The following is a 24281-nucleotide window of genomic DNA, read 5'->3' on the forward strand; positions in this document are numbered from 1 at the left end:
GCCGATCGGTCTTCTGGTCAATGGGTTGTGCGCCGCGTTCGCACGGAGGCGGTGGTGTTGTGGGGATGGATCGGCGGGTTACGCCTGCGGCTAACCCGCCCTACGCGCTGACCCAGCGCTGGCGCGTCCAGCCGCTGAGGGCATCGACCGCCAACACCAACAGCAGCATGGCCAGAATCACCGTGGCCGCCCGGGCTTCCTGGAACAGGCTGAGGCTGACGTAGAGCATCTGCCCCAGGCCGCCGGCACCGACGAAGCCCAGCACGCTGGCCATGCGGATATTGTTTTCCCAGCGGTACAGCGCATAGGCGATCAGCTGCGGCCAGACGCAGGGCAAGGTGCCGTAACAGAAGGCCGCCAGGTGTCCGCCACCGCCCAGGCGAATCGCTTCGGCCGGCTCCTTCGGCGCGTTCTCCAGGGCTTCGGCAAATAGGCGTCCCAGCACCCCACTGGTGTGCAGGGCCAGGGCCAGGGTGCCGGCATTCGGCCCCAGGCCGGCGGCCAATACCACCAGTGCGGCCCAGACCAGTTCGGGAATGGCGCGCAGGGCGTTCAACAGCAGGCGCGCGCCGGTCAGGGCCAGCCAGCCCAGACGCCCGGCCGCGGGCAAGGCCAGGGCGAGCCCGAGCACTGCCGCGAGCAGGGTGCCGATGGCCGACATGGCCAGGGTTTCCAGCGCGCCCTGAAGGATCGCGTGCAAATGCTTGGGCGAGAAATCCGGCTGGAAGAAGCCGCTGGCATAGCGGCCCATCTGGCTCAGGCTGTCGCCGCCGAGCAGTGCGCCCAGGTCTATGCCCAGGTAAGCGAAGGAGGCGAGCACCGCGGCCAGCAGCGCCAGCAGTAGCGCGTAGTTGCCCAGGCGCCTGTTCATAGCAGACGCGCCCGCAGCAGGCGGCTCAGCTGGTCGGCGAGCAATACCAGGGCGAGAAAGCACAGCAGCATGCTGGCCACTTCGCCGCTGGCGAACAGGCGCAGCGACAGGTCGATCTGCTGGCCCAGGCCGCCGGCGCCGACGAAACCCATCACCACCGAGGCGCGGATCGCGCATTCCCAGCGGTACACGGTGTAGGACAGCATCTCGGCCGCGGCATTGGGCAGCACGCCATAGGCGAAGGCGGCCAGGCGCGGGCTGCCGGCCACCAGCAAGGCGCGGCTGGGGCGTGGGTCGACCGACTCGAAGATTTCCGCGTAGACCTTGCCGAGCATGCCGCCGTAGGTGATGGCGATGGCCAGCACCCCGGCCGTCGGGCCCAGGCCCACGGCGCGCACGAACAGCAGCGCCCAGACGATTTCCGGCACGCTGCGTAGCACTACCAACAGGCTGCGTACCGGCCAGCGTCCAGCCTGGGCCCACCAGGCCGGCCGCCCGCCGTGGTGTACGGCCGACAACGACAGGGCGCGGCTGGCGAGCAGGGCCGCGGGAACCGCCAGCAGCAGCGCCAGGGCCATGCCGGCGGTGGCGATGGCCAGGGTTTCCAGGGTGGCGCGGCCCAGCAGTTGGAGGAACTCGCGGTCATGGGCCAGGGGCCAGAAGTCGGCGACAAAGCGCCCCATATTGGTGGCGTTGTCGCTGTCGGCCAGCACCGCCAGGTTCAGCTCGCTAAGCCGCAGCCCCGGCCATAGCAACAGCAGCGCCAGCAGCGTCAGCGCCAGCCGTGGCCAGGCGGCCGGGTCGCGCAATACAGGTTTCAGCATCGTGGAATGTGCAGGCTGTGCTGCGCCGTGAGGGGGGTGGCGGGCAACGCCTGCAACTGCTCGTTGGCATACAGCGCCTCGAGCTGCTCACGGCTGATGGCGGCGGGCGGCAGGTCGAACACCACGCGGCCCTCGCGCACCCCGATAATCCGCGGGAAATGCGCCAGGGCCAACTCCACCGCATGCAGGCTGGCCAACAGGGTCATGCCGCGGCGGCTGACTTCCTCGTTGAGCACGCTCAGGGTGTGCCCGGCCAGCACCGGGTCCATGGCCGAGACCGGCTCGTCGGCCAGGATCAGCTCGGGCGCCTGATACAGCACCCGGGCGATGCCGACCCGCTGCAACTGGCCGCCGGACAGCTGATCGCAGCGCTCGAACAGCTTGTCGGCCAGATCCAGGCGCGCCAACGCCGCCTGGGCTCCGGGCACATCCAGGGGGTGCAGCAGGTTGAACAGGCTCTTGGCCAGCGACCACTGGCCCAGTTTGCCGGCCAGCACCGCCGTCACCACGCGCTGGCGTGGCGGCAGCGGCGGCGCCTGATGGATCAGGCCGATGCGCGCGCGCAGCTTCTGGCGCTGGCGCGCGTTGAGCTGCCAGGGCTGCTGCTCGAGCAGGCTGATCCGCCCCGTGCTGGGTCGCAGGTTGCTGGCCATCAGGCGCAGCAGGCTGGTCTTGCCGGCGCCCGAGGGGCCGATAATGGCCACTCGTTCGCCGCGGGCTAGCTGCAGATCTATGTCGCTGAGCGCCACCTGGCCGTTGGCGTGGGTCAGGCCCACGCCGCTTAAGCTGACACTCACTGCAACAGGCCGGCCGCGCGGGCTGCTTCCTCTATGCCTTGATAGTTTTCCGCCTGGGTGGTGATAAAACGGCTGGCGGCTTGCAGGTCGAGAATCGCCTTGTGCTCGGGGTTGGCCGGGTCGAGGGCGAGGAAGGCCGCCTGGATCTTGTCGCGCAGGCCTGCATCCAGAGTGCCGCGCACCGTCCAGTTGTAATCGAAGTAGGGCGGGGTGGTGGCGATCACCTTGACCTTGTCGGTATCGATCTTGCCGGCGGCGACCAGCTTGTCCCACACCGAGGCGTTGAGCACGCCGCCATCGGCCTTGCCGGCCTGGACCCAGGCGGCGGTGGCGTCATGCGCGCCGGAGTAGGCGATGCGGCTGAAGAACTCTTCCGGTTTGATGCCGTCCTGCAGCATAAAATAGCGCGGCATCAGGCTGCCGGAGGTGGAAGACACCGAGCCGAAGGCGAAGGTCTTGCCTTTGAGGTCTTGCAGCGACTGCACGGCCGGGTCGGCGCTGATGATCTTGCTGGTGAATTTCTCGTCCTCGGCACGCTGCACCAGGGGAATGGCGTTGCCGGTTTTCAGGTGAGTCTGGACGAAGGTGAAACCGCCCAGCCAGGCCAGATCGATACGGTCGGCGGCTATGGCTTCGACCACGGCGGCGTAGTCGGACACCGGGACGAACTCGACGGGCATGCCCAGTTGCTGTTCCAGGTAGGCGCCCAGCGGCTTGAACTTGCGCAGCAGTTCGGTGGGGGCTTCATCGGGGATGGCTGAGACGCGCAGCCGGTCAGCGGCTTGGGCGAGTACGGCGGTAAGGCTCAGGGCGATGCCGCAGACAGCGGCTAGGGTAGCGTTCAACATGGGGTTCTCCGGTTCAATAGCGGGGAAAGCGCGCGGAGTATAAAGGGATTAGTGCTCCTGTGTAGGTTGGGCTGAGCGCAGCGAAGCCCAACACCCCGATTACCTCAGCGGGTATCTGCGTTATACCCCGGTGGGTTACGCGGCGCGCCGAGTCCGTGGCGGGGTTCGATGCAGACGTCCCACGCCGCTAACCCACCCTACGTTAAGATATCCACCTCCTTTGAGCTGGAGTCGCATTATGTCTGCATCGATGACCACTTCCCTTCCTGCCCTGGCCTTTGCCGGTATCGGCCTGATGGGCTTGCCCATGACCCAGCGCCTGCTGGCCGCCGGTTACCCGCTGAGCGTGTGGAATCGTTCGACGGACAAATGCGCGCCGCTGCTGGCGCAAGGCGCGCACCGCGTCGACAGCCCGGCCGGGCTCTGCGCCGAGGCCAATATCGTCATGCTCTGCCTGGCCAACACCGAGGTGGTGCGTGAGGTGGTATTCGGTCCCGGCGGCATAGTCGAAGGCGCTCGGCCTGGGCAGCTGCTGGTGGATTTTTCCAGCCTGGAACCGGCGGCCACCCGGGAAATGGCCGCCGAACTGCTAGCGCGCACCGGCATGCACTGGATGGATGCGCCGGTGTCCGGCGGTACTCCCGGCGCGGCCAGCGGCAGCCTGGCGATTATGGCCGGTGGGCGCGCCGCGGATATCGAACGGGCGCGGCCGATTCTCGCGCACCTAGGCCAGCGCCTGACCCGTATGGGCGAGGTCGGCGCCGGCCAGGTGACCAAGGTGTGCAACCAGATGATAGTGGCCTGCAACGCCCTGGTGATCGCCGAGGTGGTGGCCCTGGCGGAAAAGGCCGGGGTCGATGCCAGCCTGATCGCGCCCGCCTTGGCCGGTGGTTTTGCCGATAGCAAGCCGTTGCAGATTCTGGCGCCGCAGATGGCCGAGAGCCAGTTCGAACCGGTCAAGTGGCATGTGCGCACCCTGCTCAAGGACCTGGACACCGCGGTCAAGTTGTCCCAGCAAATCGGCTCGGCCACGCCGGTCAGCGGCCTGGCCGCGCAGCTGATGCGCCTGCATGGCAGTCAGGGCAACCTGGAATGCGACCCGGCGACTCTGGTGCAGCTCTATCGGGAGCCCAAGGCGTGACGATGACGACGTTCCAGTGGGCAGGGCAGAATTGCCTGGTGGGTTACGTGGCGCGCAAGTTTTATGTTGGATTTTAGGGCGCTGTTCTGCGCCACTAACCCACCCTACAAAGGGGCATAGCCATGAAAATAGCCGCCAACCTCTCGATGCTGTTTACCGAACTGCCGTTGATCGAGCGGGTGCTCGCTGCGGCGGTGGCCGGTTTCGATGGGGTGGAAATCCAGTTTCCCTATGAAGTGCCGGCCATTGCCCTTAAGGAGGCGCTGGAGCGCGCTGACATGCCATTGCTGCTGATCAATCTGCCGGCCGGCGACCTGCTGAGCGGAGGCGCCGGCCTGGCCGCCGTACCGGTGCGCCAGGCTGAGTTCGATGCGGCGTTGCAGCAGGCGCTGAGCTATGCCGCCATGCTGCGCCCGGCCAAGGTCAATCTGTTGCCGGGGCGGCTGGCCGAGGGCCTGAGCCGCGAGCAGGCGCTGGCCTGCCTGGTCGGCAATCTGCGCAAGGCGGCTGAGGCCTTTCAGCTGCTGGGCATAGGCGTGCTGGTGGAGGCGATCAATCCGCTGGATATGCCGGGTTTTCTGATCAATACCCCCGAGCAGCTGGACGAGCTGCTGCAAGCGGTGGATCACCCCAATCTGGCGGCGCAGTACGACCTCTACCATATGGCGCGCCAGGGCCTGGATCTGCAGGCGGGCATCGAACTGTTGGCGGGGCGTATCGGCCATGTGCAGTTCGCCGACTGCCCCGGGCGGGGCGCGCCGGGTAGCGGCCAGCTGGATTTCGCCGCGGCCCTGGCGGCGTTGCGCCAGACCGGCTATTCGGGCTGGCTGGCGGCCGAGTACCGCCCGGGTGAGGCCGGTAGCCTGGCTAGCCTGGGTTGGCTGGCCGAGTGGCGCCAGGCCGGCGGCAGTTCGTAGGGTGGGTTAGACGCCCATTCGCCATTCGGATTGCTCGCACCCTGCCAAGAAGCGTCGTAACCCACCATGGGCGGCATGAGGTGGTGGGTTACGGCTCCCTCATGCTTGGTTTGTGTATCGGCATCCGCGTTCGGGAGCCCCACCCTACGCCGCTCAGGCATCTGGCTAGCCGTTAGCCACTGGCAGGCACTCGACCCGGTTGCGGCCACAGTGTTTGGCGCGATAGAGCATCTGGTCTGCACTGTCCACCAGCTCGCCCAGCGTCTGTCCCTGTCGCCATTGGGCGACACCAAAGCTGGCGGTCACCGCCAATTGCCCCGCCAGGGGCTCTGCGGCAAGCATGGCGCGGAGCTTTTCGGCGATCGCACAGGCATGCTCGAGGTCGGTGTGCGGCATAAAGATGATGAATTCTTCGCCGCCCCAGCGGCACATGCTGTCGGACTGGCGTAGTTGAGCCTTGATCCGTTGCGCCACGCCACTGAGCACCTGGTCGCCGACCTCGTGGCCGTGCTGGTCGTTGATCAGCTTGAAATGGTCGATATCGAAAAAGATCAGGCTCAGGGCCAGACCGTAGCGTTCGGCGCGGTTGATTTCCTGCTGGGCCACTTCCTCGAACTTGCGCCGGGTCCACTGGCCGGTCAGGCGGTCGGTGTTGGCCAGTTCCTCCAGCAGGTGGTTGCTGTTGCGCAGCTCCTGCTCGGCCTGCCGGCGGCGCTCGATCTCCTGGCGCAGGCGTTGGGTCAGGTGGGCGAAACGCAGGGCGATACCGGCCACCACCAGCAGGGTGAGGAAGGCGCCCGCCAGTACCTGGTAGAGCAGGCTGTGGTCGGTGTTGGCCTTGCGCTTGTAGAGGAAATTGTCCAGTTCGACGGGGCCTTTGGCCAGGCCCAGTTCGACATAGTTGCGGGCTATGGTTTCCCAGCGGCCGGGGTTCATATGCCCCAGTTGCACCAGCTCGGGCATGATCAGTTTCTTCAGCTCCTCGGCTTCGAAGCGCAGGTGTTCCAGGCTCTTGTTGGGGGCATAGCGCTGGTGGATCAGTTGCACGCTTTCTTCGATGTGATCCAGGGCGTATTGCCAACCGGCGAGGCTGGCCTGGACGAAGGCCTCGACCTCTTGCGGCCGTTCCTGCAGGACGGCTTCGCGGGTGGTCAGGACATCGTTGTAGTAGTTGACGCCGTACTCGCGGGGGTTGATCAGGCGGTAGTCGACGTTCTGCTGTTTCAGCCAGAAGGGTTCATTGGTGCTGTAGCCATCGTAGGCGTCAGTCTTGCCATCGATCAGGTCCTGGGGGTTGAAGCTGGTCTGCTGGATCTGCAAGCGGTTGAGGTCGATGCCTTCGCGGGCCAGGGTGATCAGCAGCTCGGTGCTTTCCGGCGGCGGCATCAGCATCACCCGCTTGCCGGCGAGGTCGTGGGGGGAATAGATGCCCGAGTCGGCGCGCACTATCCAGACTATCGGCGAGGTCTGCATGATCGCGGCCAGGGCAACGACCGGCTTGCCTTGCATGCGGGCGATCACCACGCCGCTGTTGGCAATCGCGAAGTCGGCCTGGCCGGCCAGCAGGCTGTCTATCGGCCTGGGCACGCGCGGGCCGCCCTGGAGAATTTCGACATCCAGGCCGGCTTGGCGGTAATAGCCCTTTTCCAGCGCCAGGTAATAGCCGGCGAATTGGAACTGATGCAGCCAGCGCAACTGCAGGCGCAGTTTTTCTGCCGCACTGGCCTGGCCGCACAGCAGCAGGAGCAAGACCAGCGCGAATGCAGCAGGGCCTCGCGGCTTGGTGGATCGGCGGTACAGGGGTGTTGGCATCACGACCACCTGAGGTGCCTGTGCGGCCAGGGCCAGGGATAGCCAGTAGATTTTCGTCAGTCGCGCTCAGTGGCCTCGGCAGAGCCCGGTCAGCACCTGCTGGTGCTGACCGGGCGCGGGGTCACTGCCTGGCAGTGTAGTCGTTCAGCGAGATTACCCGGGTCTTGCCGATGCGGTGGCGGTAGATCTCGCGCAGGTACTTGATGGACTTCTTGACGCTGTCGCGGGACAGGCGGATGTCATTGATCGAGACGAACTTGTCCTGATCATGGATCAGCTCGCGGTATTTCTTCTCGTACATCGGCTTGATCGCGTACCAGTTGGTGTCGAGGATCTTCGCCGGGTTCTCGTACTCGTTGAGCATGGCATCGACCCGCACCTCGTCGAATTCGTCGGCGACGATAAAGTCGAGGATGGCGTTGTCCAGGCTCTCGTCGAAGCGGTACGGGTCGCGGGCGAAGCAGCGCTTGATAAAGGCCACGATCAGGGTCAGGAAGTCGTCCGACAGGCACGGGCTCTTGGCGATCAGGGTGGTCAGGGAGAGGTTGGCCGAGGCGCCGATGACCAGGGCGTAGCGTTTCAGGGTGGTGTTGGGGAACAGGTTGTTGAGGTGGGTCTTGAGCCGGTTCAGGTCCATATAGGACAGCTTGTAGTCCTTGGGCAAGGAGACGATCGAGACCACCGAGGAGCAGTTCTTGAAGAAGTGCAGGTCGCTGAGTTCCTCGGCGTTGTAGCCGGATTTCTTGTACTGCTCCAGGGCTTCGCGGTAGCGCTTGGATTCGATCGGCAGCAGGCTGATGCCTTCGATGGCCTGGGTCACCTTGTTGAAGTGCGGCAGGTCGATGGAGCGGAAGAACAGGTCGTCGATATTCAGCCGCGACGGCTCCTTGTCCAGCACGCGGAACTTGTCCAGCGCGGCGCTGCTTTGCTCCGGCACCACGGATTCGGCATAGGCCACCGCCACCGGGCCGGCCAGGCTCATAAACAGGTCGTTGGCGTCCAGGCGGATGGTTTCGCCTATGTCGATGCCGGCGCGGCGGAAGTAGTTCTGGTCGTAATCGGTGGTCACCGCTTGGGCGGTGAGGATGTTGAAGATCTGCTGCGAGATGTACTGGTTGGCGTGGCGCTCCATGGCGTTGACGTCGATGTTCTGGATATTGCCGTCATCGCTTTCTTCGGCGTAGCGCATGATGTCGTTGGAGATCAGCATCATGGCGTTCCAGGGGCGGATGCGGCGCATCACGCTGGCTTCGCTGTTCTCTTCGTTGTCGAAGTTGTAGGAGAAATCCCATTCTTCCGCGAGGTATTTGCACAGCAGGCGCCCGGCGTTGATATGCAGGGCCTCGGACATCTCGCTGCGCTGGTCGGAGATGTTCGGCAGGATGCAGATGCCGCTGGTGAAGATAGGCTCGAAGACGAAGCTGTGGTCGCGGTTCTCCGGGCTTTCCTCGAAATTCTTGGTGTCGAAGGTCTTGCTCATATAGGCGAACTGCTGGGCCAGGCCGAACTCCGAGGCCATGCCCGAGCCGGTGCCGCCGCCGGCGCTGAAGATATAGAAGTACAGGCGCGACTGGTTGGCCTTGATGCCGCAGGAGTCGATCAGATAGCTGTGGATAAATTTCCAGTCGGCATTGGTAAAGCGCTGGGTGTCCTTGTTGAGGATGATCTTGGCCAGGTACTGGCCCAGGATAGGCGCGTTACCCGCACCGCCGGCATGCACCTCGGACAGGTCCATGATCTTCATCTTGCTGTAGTCGCTGAGGAATCCGCTGGTTTCGCCTTTGCGCGAGAAGCGGATGCGTCCTTCGATGTCCTTGTCCAGGTCGCCGAGCATCACCAGGGGTTCGATCAGGAATACCGGCTTGCTGTCTTTGCTCGGCGAGCGCAGCAGGTTGCTGCGAATCCAGCGGGTCGGGCGGAAATCCTGCTCGGCCACGGCTTTTTCTTCGTTGTTGAATTCGCTGAGGTAGAACTGCCGGGCGTTGTACACCAAGGATGCGACATCCAGGGCGATGTTCGAGCCGCAGCGGCCCAGGCCGATCAGGCACACCGAAGGGAAGTGCTGCACGCGCTTTTCGTTGTCGTCATCCAGATTGGCCGGCGGGAAGACCAGGCTGCGCAGGCCGTCGAGGTTATCCAGGATGCGGTCGATATCGCGCTCGGTGAAATACATATATTGCTCGCCACCGCTGTAGAGGCTGCCGGGCGGCGCTAGTGGGGGAAGCGGTGCGAGTAGGGTATCGGCCAAATCAGCCAATGTGGCTTCGGTTACAGGAGACTGGGTTACAGGAGCGTGCGCAGCGTCTTTTTTTGTTTTCATTGGAGACAGTCCGACGGCTTACGAAGGTAGTGGGGCCATTGGCCACAATGTACTCAATGGGCTCGTTTGTAGCATGAAAAGCAGAAAATCTCGCCCCTATCCCATGTTTCCTGCCAGGTGCTTTAGCTATGCATGGCAGCGCCCCGCCATCAACTGACATAAACACTACAAATAGTCACAGACAGCTTAGACCCAAGGCTCTAGATTGCACCCTGCAAAACTTGGCAGGCGACTGCCCGGTTTGCCGACACCTATTAGCGGGTCAATTTTTAATAACAACAATAGAGAAGTGAACCATGCAGCAGTCCCAGCAAGCGGCGAATGCCTGGCGTATTTTATTTCTGCTGTTTCTCGCCAACCTGTTCAATTTCTTCGATCGCACCATTCCAGCCATCATCATCGAGCCGATCCGCTTGGAATGGAGCCTCAGCGATTTCCAGATCGGCCTGATCGGCACCGCTTTTACCCTCGTCTATGCCGTAGCCGGTGTGCCCCTGGGGCGCATGGCCGATACCGGTGCGCGGCGCAAGATCATGGGCTGGGGCCTGACCGTCTGGAGCGGGCTGACCGCGATCAATGGCCTGGCCTGGAATTTCTCAAGCTTTATGCTGATTCGCATGGGCGTGGGCATCGGCGAGGCCAGCTATGCGCCGGCGGCCAACTCGCTGATCGGCGATCTGTTTCCCGCGCACAAGAGGGCGCGGGCCATGGGCATCTTTATGCTCGGCCTGCCGCTGGGCCTGCTGCTGGCCTTCTTCAGCATCGGCGCCCTGGTCAAGGCGTTCGACAGCTGGCGCGCGCCTTTCCTGATTGCCGCGGTGCCTGGGATGATCCTGGCGCTGCTGATGTTTATGATCAAAGAACCCCGGCGCGGCGCCGCCGAACCGGTGCAGGTACAGAGTACGCCGGTGGACAAGCCGCTGCGCAAGGTGCTGGCCATTCCGACCTTCTGGTGGCTGGTGCTGGCCGGGCTGGCGTTCAACTTCGCCACCTATGCCTGCAACTCTTTTATGGTGCCGATGCTGCAACGCTACTTCCTCTTGTCGATGCAGCAGGCGGCCATGGCCACCGGGGTGATAGTCGGCTTGACCGGGTTGCTGGGCTTGACCCTGGGCGGCTGGGTGGCGGACAAGCTGCACCAGCGCTGGCAGACCGGGCGTTTGCTGTTCGCCGCCCTGAGCATGCTGATCGCCGCCCTCAGTACCGCCTATGCACTGTTGTCCGGGCGGATTGAGATTGCCCTCTTCGTCGCGCTGTTCAGCCTGGGTTGGTTGTTTGCCTACAACTTCTACACCTGCGTCTACACGGCCATTCAGGATGTGGTCGAGCCGCGGCTGCGGGCCACCGCCATGGCGCTGTTCTTCGCCGGCCTGTACTTGCTCGGCGGTGGCCTGGGGCCGATCGCCGTGGGCCTGCTGTCGGACCATTACGCCGAGGCCGCCATGCTGGCCGCCGGGGCCAGCGAGATGAGCGAGGCCTTCAAGGCGGTGGGGCTGCATGACGCCATGCGCCTGATCCCGCTGGCCCTGCTGCTGACCATGTTGGCGCTGGTGCAGGCCTCGCGCTGCTTCGTCGCCGATGCCAAGCGCATGCAGCACGGGATGCAGCACGACATGCAGTTGCAGCCGGCCAGCTAAGCCTTTGCCGGGCGGTTGCAACGGCCGCCGGATGGCCGGGTAAGCTCGCTATCCTTGTGCAATACTCAGTCGCACTCCTGCCACGGAACTGCGACTGAGGATAGCCACCATGGGCACCCACAGCCTTGTACTGGGCCATAGCAACGCGCTTAGCGACCACCCTTTGCAGGCCGCTCTGCGCCAGTGTCCCGTGCACTTGCAGTTGATCGAAGAACCCCAGGCGCTGCCGGCCGAACTGGCGATATTGCTGCTGGATGAGCGGCTGCTGACGCTCAGGCCGCTGGATTATTGGCAGGCGTGCGGGTCGATGCTGGTGGGCTGCATGGATGTGCCCGGCGTGCTGCCGCTGCCCGTCACCGCCAGCGCCGAGGAACTGGCCGCCTTGCTGCGTTTTGCTGGCGATCAGCACAGCCTCAAGGGCAAGACCGACCAGCTGGCCGCCGCCCTGGCCGGCAAACGCGATGACCTGAGCAAGCTGGTGGAAGTGGGCCTGGCCTTGTCGGCCGAGCGGGATCTGGATCGTCTGCTGGAGAAAATCCTGATCGAGGGTCGGCGCCTGTCCAACAGTGACGCCGCCTCGCTGTTTTTGATCGCGCGGCGCCCGGATGCAGCGCCGCAGCTGATCTTCAAGCTGACCCAGAACGACAGCCTTAGCCAGAACAGCTTTCAGGACCAGCGTATGCCCCTGAGCAAGGCGTCGATTGTCGGCTATGTGGCCCTGACCAGCACCGAGCTGAATATCGCCGATGCCTATGCGATTACCGCCGACGCGCCTTATCGCTTCAACCGCTCCTTCGATTTGCAGATGGGCTACCGCACCATGTCGATCCTGGCGATTCCCATGTGCAACCACCGCCACGAGGTGGTGGGCGTGCTGGAGTTTATCAACCGGCAAAACAAGGGCGGCAACGGGCTGGAACCCGAGCTGATTGCCTTCGATGAAGAGGTCGCGGTGTCCCTGCGCGCCTTGGCCAGCCAGGCGGCGGTGGCGATCGAGAATCGCCAGCTGCTGGATGACATCAGTCGGCTGTTCGATGGCTTCGTCAAGGCCTCGGTATTCGCCATCGAACAGCGTGATCCCACCACCAGCGGTCACTCCTTCCGCGTCGCCGAGCTGTGCCTGACCCTGGCCAATCAGCTACCTCATGCGCCGAGCGCCAGACTGCGGGAACTGGCGCTGAGCGCCGATGCCTTGCGCGAATTGCGCTACGCCGCCTTGCTGCATGATTTCGGCAAGGTCGGGGTGCGCGAGCACGTGCTGGTCAAGGCCAAGAAACTGACCGAACCGGTGGTCGAGAACCTGCGCTACCGGGTCGCCCTGGCCAAGGAGAATCTGCATAACCAGACCCTGCGCAAGATGCTGCATGTCTACCAACATCAAGGCGGCCTCAGCGATGAGCGGCGCGTGCAACTGGAGGCGGAGCTGGCCCAGGAATGCGAGCGTCTGGACCGTTACCTGGGCAATATTCTCCAGGCCAACGAGCCGACCATGCTCAGCGAGGGGGATTTCCAGCATTTGCAGGAGATGCAAGGCGAGCTGGTCAAGGCCCCCGGCAATTGCCTGATCAGCCTGCTCAGCGAGGGCGAGTTCGGCGCCCTGGCCGTGCGCAAGGGCAGCCTGACCCATGAGGAACGGGCCGAGATCGAGCGGCATGTGGTGCACACTCAGGAGTTTCTCAGCCTGATTCCCTGGACCCCGGATCTGCAGGGCGTGCCACAGATCGCCGGCGCCCACCACGAGAAACTCGATGGCAGCGGCTATCCCAGGGGCCTGGTGGGGGATGCGATTCCCTGCGCGTCACGGATCATGACGGTGTGCGATATCTACGATGCCCTGACCGCCGCCGACCGGCCTTACAAACCGGCCATGCCGCTGGAACGGGCCCTGGATATCCTGAAGAGCGAGGCGGCCAGCGGCCTGCTCGATGCCGAACTGGTGCAGCTGTTTATCGCCAGTCGCTGTTATCAGGTCAGTGGCCCGCCCGGCTCGTACAGCGCCTCGCGCTTCACCCATCACGTCTGCGATTTCGAGCCGTCCTGCACGGCAGCCGGGCATCCACGCGGCGGCTGAGCCTTTGCATACAAAAGTACGCTTAACCCCGTAGCCCGGATGCAATCCGGGAGCGATTTTCCTGGAGCTGAATTTCCCCGGATTGCATCCGGGCTACAAGAGCCGGGTTGGCCTCCCAGGCGCTCAGGGTTTCATCCCCAAGGCCTGCTGGTAGCGCGTATCGAGCGTCTGCGGTGCACCGCTGACATGCTTGTCGATGTGCTGGTAGATCGGCTCCAGGCGTTGCAGGCGGTCGCCGATATTGGGGTGAACCTTGAGAAAGCTGGTCAGCGCCGCATCATCCTGGCGAGTGCTGGCCAAGGTTTGCAGCACCCCGGCCAGGCCGTAGGGATCGTAACCGGCGCGGGTGGCTAGCACCGCGCCCATGGCGTCCGCCTCATATTCATCGCCGCGATCCAGGCCGCGGGAGTAGAGGTCGCCGACGCTGCGGGTGAACTTGTCGGCTATGGCCGAGTTGTTGCTGCCGCCGCTCTTGGCTGCGCCGGCCTGCACGGCCAGAACCGTCAGGTCGCTGAGCAGGCCGGTTTGCGCCTGCTTCTGGATCGCCTTGAGGTGGTGCTGCCGCACCACGTGGGCCGCTTCATGGGCTAACACTCCGGCCAGTTCCGCCTCGCTATTCATCCGCGCCAGCATGCCGCTGGTGATAAAGACATAGCCCGCCGGCGCCGCATAAGCCGCCACCTGGGGGCTGTCGAGCACGACGAAGCGCCATTGCAGGTCCGGGCGTTCGCTGTGCTGGGCGACCCACAGGCCGACCCGGTTGACGTAGCGCTGCAGGCCCGGGTTGTTCAGCACAGTGGCCTGTTGCAGCAGAATGGTCGCGGTGTTGCGGCCGATCACCAGTTCATCATCGGCGCTCTTCTGCCCCATATTGGTCAAGTTCTGCCCGGCACTGGCCAGTTTGCCCAGGTCGACGCCCTGTATCTGCATGCCCTCCAGGCCCTGACAGGCGCTTAGGCTTAGGCATAGGGCCAGTAGTAGGGGACGCTGTAAGACAAAATGATGCTTGAGCATGGCGATTTCCTCTTGCCGATGCGGACTTAGCGGGCGTAGGGCAGCGATTGGCTGTGCAGGCCGCCTTGTTGGGCGAAGCTGCGGGCTTCACCGGGCTGGGCGGCAAAGCTCTCCAGGTATTGCAGGCTAGCGGACAGTCCAGCGCCGCCGATTTGCAACTGTTCATCGCTGATGCCGCGTACACCGGTGGCCACGCCGCTGGCCGGCGCCGCCTGACTGCCGAGGCTGAGCAGGCCACCCAGGTTACTGCTGCGGCTGGCCTGCGCGTCTTTGGCGAAGCGCAGGCTCAACAGGGGCAACCAGCCGCGCTGGCCGCCGGCGGTTTGCACCTGATACCAGCCGCCTTGGCGTCCGACCACCATGACAGTCGCTTGTTTGCTGAGTTTGCCCAAGGCACTGGCGCCAGCGCTGGGCTCGGCGCGCAGCTCGGTTTCCTGGACGGTTTGCGCTTGACGCTGCTCGGTCAAGCCTGGGCTGCTGTACAGGCTCAGCAGCAGGGCGGCCAGGCCGGCCATAAGGGTTCTATTCATCATTTTTCCTTCTCGGTTCGAACAGGCTGACGGCTTCCGCCCGGCCTTTGACCTGATGCTCGCCCTGGGGCACGAAGTCCAGGGGCAGGCTGCACGCCGCCCGCGTGGCGGCGGAAACCAGCAGGTGGGCGCGGCCCTTGGTCAGCCCTTCGATGCGGCTGGCCAGGTTCACGGTGTCGCCAATTGCAGTGTAGTCATAACGTTGGCGGGCGCCGACCAGGCCAACTACCGCTGGTCCCGTGTGCAGGCCGATGCCGATATCGAAGTCCGGGCAGTTGTAGTCGCGGCGAAAGGCGTCCAGGTTGTCGAGCATTTCCATGGCCGCGAGAATCGCCTGGTCGGCCTGCTGCGGGTTGTCCAGCGGCGCGCCCCAGAAGGCCATGATGGCGTCGCCGATAAACTTGTCGAGGGTCGCCTGGTGCTTGAACAGCACCTCCACCTGGCTGCTGAAATAGCCTTCCAGCAGACGCACGATTTCCGCCGCGCTGTGCTGCTCCGACAGGGTGGTGAAGTTGCGGATATCGGAAAACAGCACGGTCAGCTGGCATTCCTTGCTGGCCAGCAGGGCTTCGGGGTCGTCGCGGGTGACCAGTTGGTTGACCACCACCGGGTCCATAAAGCGGCTGAACAGGCGAATGGTGTCTTGCAGCTGCTGGCGCCGGCGCAGGTAGAACAACGCCAGCGCCGCTGCCAGTAGCAGCCACAGACAGATCAAGCCCGGCATAACGCCGAGCAGCAGGCCCTGCAGGGCCAATCCATAGCTGCCGACAAACAGCCCCAGGCTGCCGCTCAGGCAGAGGGCGAAGGCGGCCGGCAGGCGTTCCTCCAGCAGCAAGGCACTCAAACCCAGCAATAGCAGCAGCGGCCCGAGCAGTTCGAGCCAGAGGCTGGCCTCCTGCAGTTGGCTGCCGTTGAGCAGGTTGTCGATGGCGGTCATCAGAATAAAGGGGGCCGGGTAGAGGGTATCCAGCGGAGTCGGGCGCAAGTCATGCAAGCCCGCCGCCGTAGTGCCTATGACGATGATCTTGTCCTTGAACTGCCCGGCCGGCAGGGGGTCGCCCTGCTGGCGCGCGGCCGCCAGCACCGCCGCATAGGACAGGCGCGGATAGGGCAGGCGCGCGCTGCCGGGCCAGTCGAGCAGGATGCTCGGCTGCTCCGGCAGGGGCGTGCCGAGGTCGTGGGCGAGGCGCGCGGGCAGGCTGGGCAAACGCCAGTCGGCGAAGCTGCGGTACAACTCGTAGCGCCGACCGATGCCGTCGGGATCGGGGCGGAAGTTGATGCTGCCGACTCGCCACAGCTCGCTGGCAAAGGCCTTGGGCAATAGCAGCAGGCCGCGTTGCTCGGGCGTGCCCTGGCGTCCCGGCGCTTGCCAGGTCTGCGGCGGGTAGTCGCGCAGCAGCGGCGGCTGGCTGCCTTCGGCGGGTTCCTGGACCAGGGCGGCGAGGTAGGTGTTGCGGCTGCGCTGCAGCACTTCGGCAAAGTAGCTGTCGGCGTCCGGGTTGAACTGGTCCGCTTCGCTGAACAGCACGTCGAAGGCCACGGCTTGGGGCTGTTGGCTCTGCAGGTATTCCAACAGTTCGGCGTGCAACGAGCGTGGCCACGGCCATTTGCCGGCCTCGTCGGCCAGCACCTGCAGGCTCAGGTCGTCGATATCGATCAGCAGCAGGCGTGGGTCCGGCGTCTGTTCGGCCGCGCGCTGGCGGATCAGCCAGTCCAGGTGGGCATTGTTCAAGCCATTCAGGGCAGGCGCCAGATGCAGCAGCGGGAGGAGCAGCAAGGCCAGCAGGCAGAGTGCCCAGAGACCCTGGCGGAACAGGCGGGATGCGGGACGGGCAGGCACCAGGTGGGCCCCTAGAGTCGGTGGCTATGCCACTGACTCTAGCAGCTGATCGACAGGGTCAAGACCTGGGCTGGCGGTTTAACCCGCCACCAGTACCCGTATGGCTTCCAGGCGCAGCGCGGCCTTGTCGAGCATGGCCAGGCCTTGCTCGCGCTGTTGCCGCAGGGCGCTCAGTTCGCTGTCGCGCACGCTGGGGTTGACCGCTTGCAGGGCGACCAATCGAGCAAGCTCCTCGTCTGTGTCGGCGGCCAGGCGGCGTTTGGCTTCATCGACGCGGGCCGTATGGCGCGGCGCGATCTTGTCTTCGCCGGCACTGATCAGCGGGTTGAGGCTGTCGCGCTGGGCCTGGACGAATTTGTTGGCGCTGGCCCGCGGCACGCTTTCCAACTGATCATTCAGGGTCTCGAAGGACACCTTGTGCGCCAGGTCGTTGCCGTTGGCGTCGAGCAGGCAGCGCAGGGCGATCGGCGGCAGGTAGCGGCCCAGTTGCAGGGCGCGCGGCGCCACCACTTCGCTGACGTACAGCAGTTCGAGCAGCACGGTGCCGGGTTTCAGCGCCTTGTTCTTGATCAGCGCCACCCCGGTGTTGCCCATGGAACCGGAGCGCACCAGGTCCATGCCGCCTTGCACCATGGGGTGTTCCCAGGTGAGGAACTGCATCTCCTCGCGCGACAACGCTTGATTGCGGACGTAGGTGATGGTCACGCCTTCGTCGTCGCCCAGGGGGAAGCTGGCGTCCAGCATCTTCTCGCTGGGGCGCAGGATCAGGGCGTTTTCCGAATGGTCTTCGCTGTCGATGCCGAAGGCGTCGAACAGTTGCTCCATATAGATGGGCAGGGCGAACTGGTCGTCCTGCTCGAGGATCGCTTCCACCAGCGCCTCACCTTCACCGGCGCCGCCGGAGTTGAGTTCCAGCAGGCGGTCGCGGCCGGCATGCAGCTCACTTTCCAGACGCAGGCGTTCGGCCTTGGCCTCGTCGACCAGGGCCTGCCAGTCGCCCTCGTCGCCGCTTTCCAGCAGCGGCAGCAGGCGATTGCCGAATTGGTGCTGCAGGGCGTTGCCGGTCGGGCAGGTGGCGAGGAAGGCGTTCAGCGCCTGGTGATACCACTGGAACAGGCGTTCCTGCGGGCTGTTTTCCAGGTAGGGCACATGCAGCTGGATGCGGTGTTTCTGGCCGATGCGGTCGAGGCGGCCGATGCGCTGCTCGAGCAGGTCCGGGTGGGCCGGCAGGTCGAACAGCACCAGGTGGTGGGCGAACTGGAAGTTGCGCCCCTCGCTGCCGATTTCCGAACAGATCAGCACCTGGGCGCCGAACTCTTCGTCGGCAAAATAAGCGGCGGCGCGGTCGCGTTCGAGGATGCTCATGCCTTCGTGGAACACCGTGGCGGGGATGCCCTTGCGCACGCGCAGGGCGTCTTCCAGGTCCATGGCGGTTTCGGCGTGGGCGCAGATCACCAGCACCTTGAACTTCTTGAGCATCTTCAGGGTGTCGATCAACCACTCGACGCGCGGGTCGAAACGCCACCAGCGCTGTTCGTCGTCGACATCCGGCTGCGCCTGGTAGCTGACTTCCGGGTACAGATCGGCATGCTCGCCCAGCGGCAGCTCCATATATTCGTCGGGGCTGGCCAGCGGGTAGGGGTGCAGTTCGCGATCGGGGAAGCCCTGCACCGCCGCGCGGGTGTTGCGGAACAGCAGGCGGCCGGTGCCATGCCGGTCGAGCAGCTCGCGCACCAGGCGCGCCGAGGCTTCGCTGTCGCCGGCATTCACCGCGCCGAGCAGTTCTTCACCGCCGGCACCGAGGAAGTCATGGATGGTCTGATGCGCCGCAGGCGACAGACGGCCCTGATCCAGCAGCTCCTGCACCGCTTCGGCGACCGGCTTGTAGTTGGCGCTTTCGGCGCGGAAGGCTTCCAGGTCGTGGAAACGATTGGGGTCGAGCAGGCGCAGGCGGGCGAAGTGGCTGTCCTGGCCCAGTTGTTCCGGGGTGGCGGTGAGCAGCAGCACGCCGGCAATCACTCCGGCCAGCTGCTCGACCAGGCTGTATTCCGGGCTGGCGTGCTCCGGGTGCCAGACCAGGTGGTGGGCTTCGTCGACCACCAGCAGGTCCCAACCGGCGGCGAACAGCGCGTCCTGGGCCCGTTCGTCTTCGCACAGCCATTCCAGCGCTACCAGAGCAAGCTGGCAGTCTTCGAAGGGGTTGCTGGCATCGCTTTCGATAAAGCGTTCGGCGTCGAACAGCGCGACATCCAGGTTGAAGCGCCGGCGCATCTCCACCAGCCACTGGTGCTGCAGGTTCTCCGGCACCAGGATCAGCACGCGGTTGGCGCGCCCGCAGAGCAGCTGGCGATGGATCACCAGGCCGGCTTCGATAGTCTTGCCCAGGCCCACTTCGTCGGCCAGCAATACCCGCGGGGCGATACGGTCGGCCACTTCGCGGGCGATATGCAGCTGGTGCGCGATCGGTTGCGCACGCACGCCGCCCAGGCCCCAGAGTGCGGACTGCAGCTGGCGACTGGTGTAATCCAGGGTGTGGTAGCGCAGGGCGAACCAAGGCAGGGGGTCGATCTGCCCGGCAAACAGGCGGTCGCTGGCCAGGCGGAACTGGATAAAGTTGGACAGCTGGGTTTCCGGCAGGGTGACGCTTTCGTTCTGCCCATTGAGGCCGTGATAGACCAGCAGACCGTCGATGTCGTCGACCTCCTGCACGGTCAGCTTCCAGCCTTCGAAATGGGTGATTTCATCGCCCGGCGAGAAGCGCACGCGGGTCAGCGGCGCATTGCGGGTGGCGTACTGGCGGGTTTCGCCGGTGGCCGGGTAGAGCACGGTGAGCATGCGGCCATCCTGCATCAGGACGGTTCCCAACCCCAGCTCCGCTTCGCTGTCACTGATCCAGCGTTGCCCCGGTTCATACTGCGCCATGCCTGTCTCCCGCGTGAAAAAGCCGACTATGGTAACGCAGCGCCGGGCCCAGGCCAAAGGCGCATTGGTGTGCAGTCGGCACTTTGTATGCTTAGCTAAGGCGAAAGTGTAGCGAGGCGACCCTCAAGTCGGCGTCTGTGCGGCCGACAGCCTGACCAAAGGAGGAGAGAAAACGTGCTACCGCCCATTCCCCACAGCATGGCCCCGGTCACAGTGCAGCAGGATGTGATCAAGCCGCGCCCGGAAATTCCGCCGGTGACGCAGGCTGCCGAGAGCTCCAAGGAAAGCGCGGTGAGCCTGGACAAGCGGCACCCGCAGGAAGCGGAGGCGATGCTGCGCGAAGAGCAGCGGCGGCGTCAGCGCCGGCATGGCTACAGCCCGGAAGAGTTGGCCGAAGGCGAGGTGGCCAAGGCCGACGAGGCGGCTATCGACGAGTTACCCCGCCAGGGTCTATGGGTGGATGTGGAAGTCTGACGCCTGCTAGGGCGTTGCTGGTTTGCGGCGGTGATGGGTGAATCTCTTTAACGACAGTCCATTGCTGCTGCCCGACGCCGAGCTGGAGTTCCACGCCGATTGGCTGGATCGGGCGACGGCCGATCTGTGGCTGGCGCAGTTGCGTGCTGAAACCCCTTGGCAACAACCCCAGGTGCAGCTTTATGGTCGGCAGTTTCCGGTGCCGCGACTGCTGGCCTGGTATGGCGATGCCGAGGCCAGTTACCGTTACTCGGGGTTGACCCATCAACCGCTGCCCTGGACGCCCTTGCTGGCGCAGATTCGTGCGCGGCTAGTCGCGGCGCTGGGGCAGCCGCTCAATGCGGTATTGCTCAACTATTACCGCGACGGCCAGGACTCCATGGGTTGGCACAGCGATGACGAAGCCGAGCTGGGGCGCAATCCGTTGATCGCCTCGCTTAACCTGGGTGGCAGCCGACGTTTCGACCTGCGGCGCAAGGGGCACAGCCGCATCGAGCACTCCTTGCTGTTACAGCACGGTTCGCTGCTGGTCATGCGCGGGCCAACCCAGCATTATTGGCAGCACCAAGTGGCGAAGACGCGCAGCCCCTGCGCGCCGCGTCTGAACCTGACTTTTCGGATGATCCGGTCAAACCTATGAGTAGCGACGACAAGCTGATTGATTTCGTGGCCGAGCGCGACAAGCGCATTCACGACCTGCGCGACAAGAAACTCAACGAGTTGCGCGAGGCCTTCGAGCAGGCCCTGCCGCTGCCCAAGGGCAAGAAAAAGCCCAAGAGCAAGCCGAAAAAGCCCTGATGGCTGCTGACCAGGGGCTGATCCATTGATCTGAGTCAGTTAAGCGGGCCTTAGCCGTGTGGCTTAGCCGCGCTGTTGATCTGGATCAATAGGCCCGAGGCGCCCCCTGCTAGCTTGAAGCCATTCCCACACAGGCTTCACGCAGGAGGCACCCATGTTTATCGATGTCGTTGTGCTTGCCGGAATCGGCACTGTCGGTTTGATGGTCGCCTTCTTCGCCGGTGTCGGCTATTTCATCTGGAAGGATGCGCACCAGCGCAAGCAGGGCTGAACACCAGAGCACAGGGCACGCAAGGCAATTTGGGCGACTTAGGTCGCCCTTTTTTTAACACTGAATGCTGAGCCGAACCGCAGCTTTTGTAGGGTGGGTTAGTGGCGCAGAGCAGGGTTTTAAAATCAACTGCGGAATGTGTGCGCCACGTAACCCACCAAGCGGTGATCGGCCTGCCCCATCTGGTGGGTTACGGCGCAACTGACTACGCACCAGCAGATAGCCCGTGGTCATGCGCCTAACCCACCCTACGAACTACGAACTGTTGTGCTGCTTGAGAGTGTTCGTTTCTTCCCATCGGCCGCAGCGCGCCAAGGCGTTAAGCCGCGTGCACGTCTTCCGGGCTGTGCGGCGATTCGATGCGCAGGTAGTGATCGAGTTTGGCCTGCTGCACGGGCGTCATAAACAGGCCGAGCTTGCTGCGCCGCCAGAGGATATCGGCGGCCTGCACGGCCCATTCTTCCTGGCACAGGTAGTCCACTTCGCGGGCATAGAGCCCGCCGCCCAAGTGCTCGCCCAGATCGCCCAGGTTGTGCACGCCCTTGAGCATCAGCCAGGTGCGGCTGCCATAGCTGCTGGCCCAACGCCGCGCCAGGGCGGTGGGTAACCAGCCGAAGCGCGCGCACAGGGCTTCGATCAAGGCGCTCTGGCTGTCCAGTTGCTCGGCGCCGGGCAGCAGGCTGCTGTGGGTCCAGTTGGGGCCCATCTTGGGGAAGAAGGGCGCCAGTTGCGCCAGCGCCGACTCGGCCAGTTTGCGGTAGGTGGTCAGCTTGCCGCCGAACACCGAGAGCAGCGGCGCTTCGCCGGGGAGAGCGGACAGCGCTAGGGTGTAGTCGCGGGTCACGGCCGAAGGGTCGTCCGACTCGTCGTCGCACAGCGGGCGCACGCCGGCATAGGTGTGCAGTATGTCGCTGCGGCTCAGCGGCGTCTTGAAGTGAGCGTTGACCACCTGCAACAGGTAGTCGATCTCGGCCTCGGTGATCGCCACCTTGGCCGGGTCGCCCTGGTATTCGGGGTCGGTGGTGCCGATCAGGGTGAAACGATCCTGATAGGGAATGGCGAAGACGATGCGGCGGTCCTCGTTCTGCAGGATATAGGCCTGCTCGCCCTCGAACAGCTTGGGCACCACTATATGGCTGCCCTGGATCAGGCGAATGCCATAAGGCGAGTCCTGTTTCAGGTCTTCGCGGATAAAGCGCGCCACCCAAGGGCCGGCAGCGTTGACCAGGGCGCGGGCACGAATCGAGAACAGGCTGCCATCGGCGCGTTCCAGGTGGATATGCCACAGGCCCTTGTCGCGCCGCGCGCTGACGCAGCGGGTGCGGGTGTGCACATGGGCGCCTTGTTCGCGGGCGGCCATGGCATTGAGCACCACCAGGCGGGCGTCATCGACCCAGCAGTCGGAGTATTCGAAACCGCGGCTGATCTCTGGCTTCAGCGGGCTGCCGGCGCCGAAACGCAGGCTGCGCGAGCCGGGCAGTTTCTCGCGCTTGCCGAGGTGGTCGTAGAGGAACAGGCCGGCGCGAATCATCCAGGCCGGACGCAGGTGCGGGCGGTGCGGCAGGATAAAACGCAGCGGTTTGACTATATGCGGCGCCTTGGCCAGCAGCACTTCGCGTTCGGCCAGGGCTTCGCGCACCAGGCGGAATTCGTAGTGTTCCAGGTAGCGCAGGCCGCCGTGGATGAGTTTGCTGCTGGCCGATGAGGTGTGCTGGGCCAGGTCGTCCTTTTCGCAAAGGAACACCGACAGACCGCGCCCGGCGGCATCGGCGGCGATCCCGACGCCGTTGATGCCTCCGCCGATAATGGCGAGGTCATAGACTTCAGCGAGGGGCGTGGCGAAGGCGGGGCTAGTAGGCATGGTGGCACCATAAGGTCGGAATCGAACGTTTTAATGTTCACTTTCGAAAATATGCTAGTCGAAGATGCGCGACTGCGCCACCCCGATCTGCGCTTTCGTGCCGAGTGGTTAGATCTGTTGCGGGGGGATGTGCCGGTGATCAGACCAGATCGAGCTGAACCTTGTTCTCGGCGAGCAGGCGGCCGATGGCGGCGGAGGGCGCGGTGTCGGTGAATACGCGATCGACCAGGGCGATGGAACCCAGGCGTACTACGGCATTACGGCCGAACTTGCTGGAGTCGACGGCGAGGAAGACCTGCCGCGCGTTGTCGATGATGGCCTGGGACACCCGTACTTCCTGGTAGTCGAAATCGAGCAGGCTGCCGTCTTCGTCGATACCGCTGATGCCGACCAGGGCGAAGTCGACCTTGAACTGCTGGATAAAATCCACCGCCGCCTGACCCACCACACCGCCATCGCTGCGCACCGTGCCGCCGGCCACCAGCACTTCGAAATCGGCCTTGGCGCTGAGCTGGGCGGCCACGTGCAGGTTGTTGGTGATGATCTTCAGGCCCTTGTGCCCGAGCAGTTCGCGGGCTATCGCCTCGGTGGTGGTGCCGATAGTGATAAACAGCGAGGCATGGTCGGGAATATGCGCGGCGATGGCGGCGGCGATGCGCTGCTTTTCCTCGCGCATCTGCCCGGCGCGCATGCTGTAGGCGGTGTTCTGGGTACTCGAGGCCTCGCTCGCCGCGCCCCCATGGGTGCGCCGCAGCAGGCCCTGTTCGGCCAACTGGTTGATGTCGCGCCTGATGGTCTGCGGGGTGACGCTGAAGGCCTGGGCCAGTTCGTCGATGCTGACGTAGCCGCGTTCGCGGGCGAGTTCGAGTATGTCGTGCTGGCGGGGCGGCAGGGTCATGGCGGGTCCTTGAAAGTGCGCGACATTATAGACTGCCGGCTGGTAAATTTTATGGCCTGCCATCCATGGCGGCCACCCTTCGGGCCGTCGCTTTGCGACGTTAAAAATGGTTCTCGGTAGTTTTTTATGGCCTGCCATCCATGGTGGCCACCCTGCGGGGCGTCGCTGCGCGATGTTAAAAATGGGTCTCGGTAGTTCTTTATGGCCTGCCATCCATGGCGGCCACCCTGCGGGCCATCGCTGCGCGATGTTAAAAACTGCTCCCGGCAGTTTTTTATGGCCTGCCATCCATGGCGGCCACCCTACGGGCCGTCGCTGCGCGACGTTAAAAACTTCTCCCGGTCATTTTTATGGCCTGCCATCCGTGGCGGCCCCCTTCGGGCCGTCGCTGCGCGACGTTAAAAATTGCTCCAGGCAATTTTTTCTGGCTGTTGC

At 64.3% G+C, this 24281-nt stretch carries 20 protein-coding genes; 8 read left to right on the forward strand and 12 right to left on the reverse strand.

All coding sequences use genetic code 11. The annotated features are described in order from the left end of the window. Positions 1-100: 100 nt before the first annotated feature. The 4 genes from phnE to Q8Q83_RS09050 are packed head-to-tail and all read right to left on the reverse strand — an operon-like array spanning position 101 to position 3340. On the reverse strand, positions 101-871 hold the full coding sequence (gene phnE, locus Q8Q83_RS09035) for a phosphonate ABC transporter, permease protein PhnE (protein ID WP_305623008.1): 771 nt from the start codon (positions 869-871) through the stop codon (positions 101-103). After that, a complete protein-coding gene (locus Q8Q83_RS09040) occupies positions 868-1695 on the reverse strand; it encodes an ABC transporter permease (RefSeq protein WP_305623009.1) in 828 nt (275 codons plus the stop codon). Before Q8Q83_RS09040 ends, phnE begins: the two co-directional genes overlap by 4 nt. After that, positions 1689-2492 (reverse strand): phosphonate ABC transporter ATP-binding protein, encoded by an 804-nt coding sequence (locus Q8Q83_RS09045; RefSeq protein WP_305623011.1) that lies wholly within the window; start codon positions 2490-2492, stop codon positions 1689-1691. Before Q8Q83_RS09045 ends, Q8Q83_RS09040 begins: the two co-directional genes overlap by 7 nt. After that, positions 2489-3340, reverse strand: coding sequence for a putative selenate ABC transporter substrate-binding protein (locus Q8Q83_RS09050; protein WP_305623013.1), 852 nt, complete (start codon positions 3338-3340; stop codon positions 2489-2491). The genes Q8Q83_RS09045 and Q8Q83_RS09050 overlap by 4 nt, the downstream gene beginning before the upstream one ends. Positions 3341-3590: 250 nt before the next feature. Here Q8Q83_RS09050 and Q8Q83_RS09055 point away from each other — a divergent pair, with 250 nt between their 5' ends. Both Q8Q83_RS09055 and Q8Q83_RS09060 read left to right on the forward strand, forming a co-directional pair. Further along, the gene (locus Q8Q83_RS09055; protein ID WP_305623044.1) at positions 3591-4481 is read left to right on the forward strand and encodes an NAD(P)-dependent oxidoreductase; all 891 of its coding nucleotides are present in this window, start codon (positions 3591-3593) and stop codon (positions 4479-4481) included. Between the two features lie 122 nt (positions 4482-4603). Beyond that, positions 4604-5398 carry a hydroxypyruvate isomerase family protein gene (locus tag Q8Q83_RS09060; protein ID WP_305623015.1) on the forward strand — a complete coding sequence of 265 codons (795 nt, stop codon included), beginning with the start codon at positions 4604-4606 and terminating at the stop codon, positions 5396-5398. Positions 5399-5563: 165 nt separating this feature from the next. On the opposite strand, the gene Q8Q83_RS09065 is transcribed toward Q8Q83_RS09060, so the two are convergent. Both Q8Q83_RS09065 and Q8Q83_RS09070 read right to left on the reverse strand, forming a co-directional pair. Next, positions 5564-7210 (reverse strand): GGDEF domain-containing protein, encoded by a 1647-nt coding sequence (locus Q8Q83_RS09065; RefSeq protein ID WP_305623017.1) that lies wholly within the window; start codon positions 7208-7210, stop codon positions 5564-5566. A gap of 121 nt (positions 7211-7331) precedes the next feature. Then, positions 7332-9530 carry a hypothetical protein gene (locus Q8Q83_RS09070; protein ID WP_305623019.1) on the reverse strand — a complete coding sequence of 733 codons (2199 nt, stop codon included), beginning with the start codon at positions 9528-9530 and terminating at the stop codon, positions 7332-7334. A 296-nt stretch (positions 9531-9826) separates the two neighbouring features. Here Q8Q83_RS09070 and Q8Q83_RS09075 point away from each other — a divergent pair, with 296 nt between their 5' ends. Together Q8Q83_RS09075 and Q8Q83_RS09080 are read left to right on the forward strand one after the other, a co-directional pair. Continuing rightward, a complete protein-coding gene (locus Q8Q83_RS09075; RefSeq protein ID WP_305623021.1) occupies positions 9827-11167 on the forward strand; it encodes an MFS transporter in 1341 nt (446 codons plus the stop codon). Positions 11168-11276: 109 nt separating this feature from the next. Beyond that, positions 11277-13238 (forward strand): HD domain-containing phosphohydrolase, encoded by a 1962-nt coding sequence (locus tag Q8Q83_RS09080; protein ID WP_305623023.1) that lies wholly within the window; start codon positions 11277-11279, stop codon positions 13236-13238. A 123-nt stretch (positions 13239-13361) separates the two neighbouring features. On the opposite strand, the gene Q8Q83_RS09085 is transcribed toward Q8Q83_RS09080, so the two are convergent. The 4 genes from Q8Q83_RS09085 to rapA all read right to left on the reverse strand — a co-directional run bounded on the left by Q8Q83_RS09085 (position 13362) and on the right by rapA (position 19544). Beyond that, positions 13362-14252, reverse strand: coding sequence for a M48 family metalloprotease (locus Q8Q83_RS09085; protein ID WP_305623024.1), 891 nt, complete (start codon positions 14250-14252; stop codon positions 13362-13364). A 26-nt stretch (positions 14253-14278) separates the two neighbouring features. Next, positions 14279-14782 carry an SH3 domain-containing protein gene (locus tag Q8Q83_RS09090; RefSeq protein ID WP_305623026.1) on the reverse strand — a complete coding sequence of 168 codons (504 nt, stop codon included), beginning with the start codon at positions 14780-14782 and terminating at the stop codon, positions 14279-14281. After that, on the reverse strand, positions 14775-16622 hold the full coding sequence (locus Q8Q83_RS09095; protein WP_305623028.1) for an adenylate/guanylate cyclase domain-containing protein: 1848 nt from the start codon (positions 16620-16622) through the stop codon (positions 14775-14777). The genes Q8Q83_RS09090 and Q8Q83_RS09095 overlap by 8 nt, the downstream gene beginning before the upstream one ends. 78 nt (positions 16623-16700) lie before the next feature. Further along, on the reverse strand, positions 16701-19544 hold the full coding sequence (gene rapA, locus Q8Q83_RS09100) for an RNA polymerase-associated protein RapA (protein ID WP_305623030.1): 2844 nt from the start codon (positions 19542-19544) through the stop codon (positions 16701-16703). 174 nt (positions 19545-19718) lie between these two features. On the opposite strand from rapA, the gene Q8Q83_RS09105 reads away from it, so the two are divergent. The 4 genes from Q8Q83_RS09105 to ccoM all read left to right on the forward strand — a co-directional run bounded on the left by Q8Q83_RS09105 (position 19719) and on the right by ccoM (position 21087). After that, positions 19719-20018 (forward strand): aspartate-semialdehyde dehydrogenase, encoded by a 300-nt coding sequence (locus Q8Q83_RS09105; RefSeq protein ID WP_305623032.1) that lies wholly within the window; start codon positions 19719-19721, stop codon positions 20016-20018. A gap of 37 nt (positions 20019-20055) precedes the next feature. Next, on the forward strand, positions 20056-20658 hold the full coding sequence (locus tag Q8Q83_RS09110; RefSeq protein ID WP_305623034.1) for an alpha-ketoglutarate-dependent dioxygenase AlkB: 603 nt from the start codon (positions 20056-20058) through the stop codon (positions 20656-20658). Continuing rightward, positions 20655-20816: a hypothetical protein gene (locus Q8Q83_RS09115; protein ID WP_305623035.1), complete on the forward strand. Its 162-nt coding sequence runs from the start codon at positions 20655-20657 to the stop codon at positions 20814-20816. The genes Q8Q83_RS09110 and Q8Q83_RS09115 overlap by 4 nt, the downstream gene beginning before the upstream one ends. A 154-nt stretch (positions 20817-20970) precedes the next feature. Further along, positions 20971-21087 carry a cytochrome c oxidase subunit CcoM gene (ccoM, locus tag Q8Q83_RS09120; RefSeq protein WP_305623037.1) on the forward strand — a complete coding sequence of 39 codons (117 nt, stop codon included), beginning with the start codon at positions 20971-20973 and terminating at the stop codon, positions 21085-21087. Between the two features lie 319 nt (positions 21088-21406). Here ccoM and glpD read toward each other — a convergent pair whose 3' ends face one another. Continuing rightward, positions 21407-22948: a glycerol-3-phosphate dehydrogenase gene (gene glpD / locus Q8Q83_RS09125; protein ID WP_305623039.1), complete on the reverse strand. Its 1542-nt coding sequence runs from the start codon at positions 22946-22948 to the stop codon at positions 21407-21409. 139 nt (positions 22949-23087) lie between these two features. Beyond that, entirely contained in the window at positions 23088-23846 is a 759-nt protein-coding gene (locus Q8Q83_RS09130) for a DeoR/GlpR family DNA-binding transcription regulator (protein ID WP_305623040.1), read from the reverse strand. Positions 23847-24281: the final 435 nt, after the last annotated feature.

It is taken from the genome of Pseudomonas sp. (genome assembly GCF_030696055.1).
In the GTDB taxonomy this organism is placed as follows: domain Bacteria; phylum Pseudomonadota; class Gammaproteobacteria; order Pseudomonadales; family Pseudomonadaceae; genus Aquipseudomonas.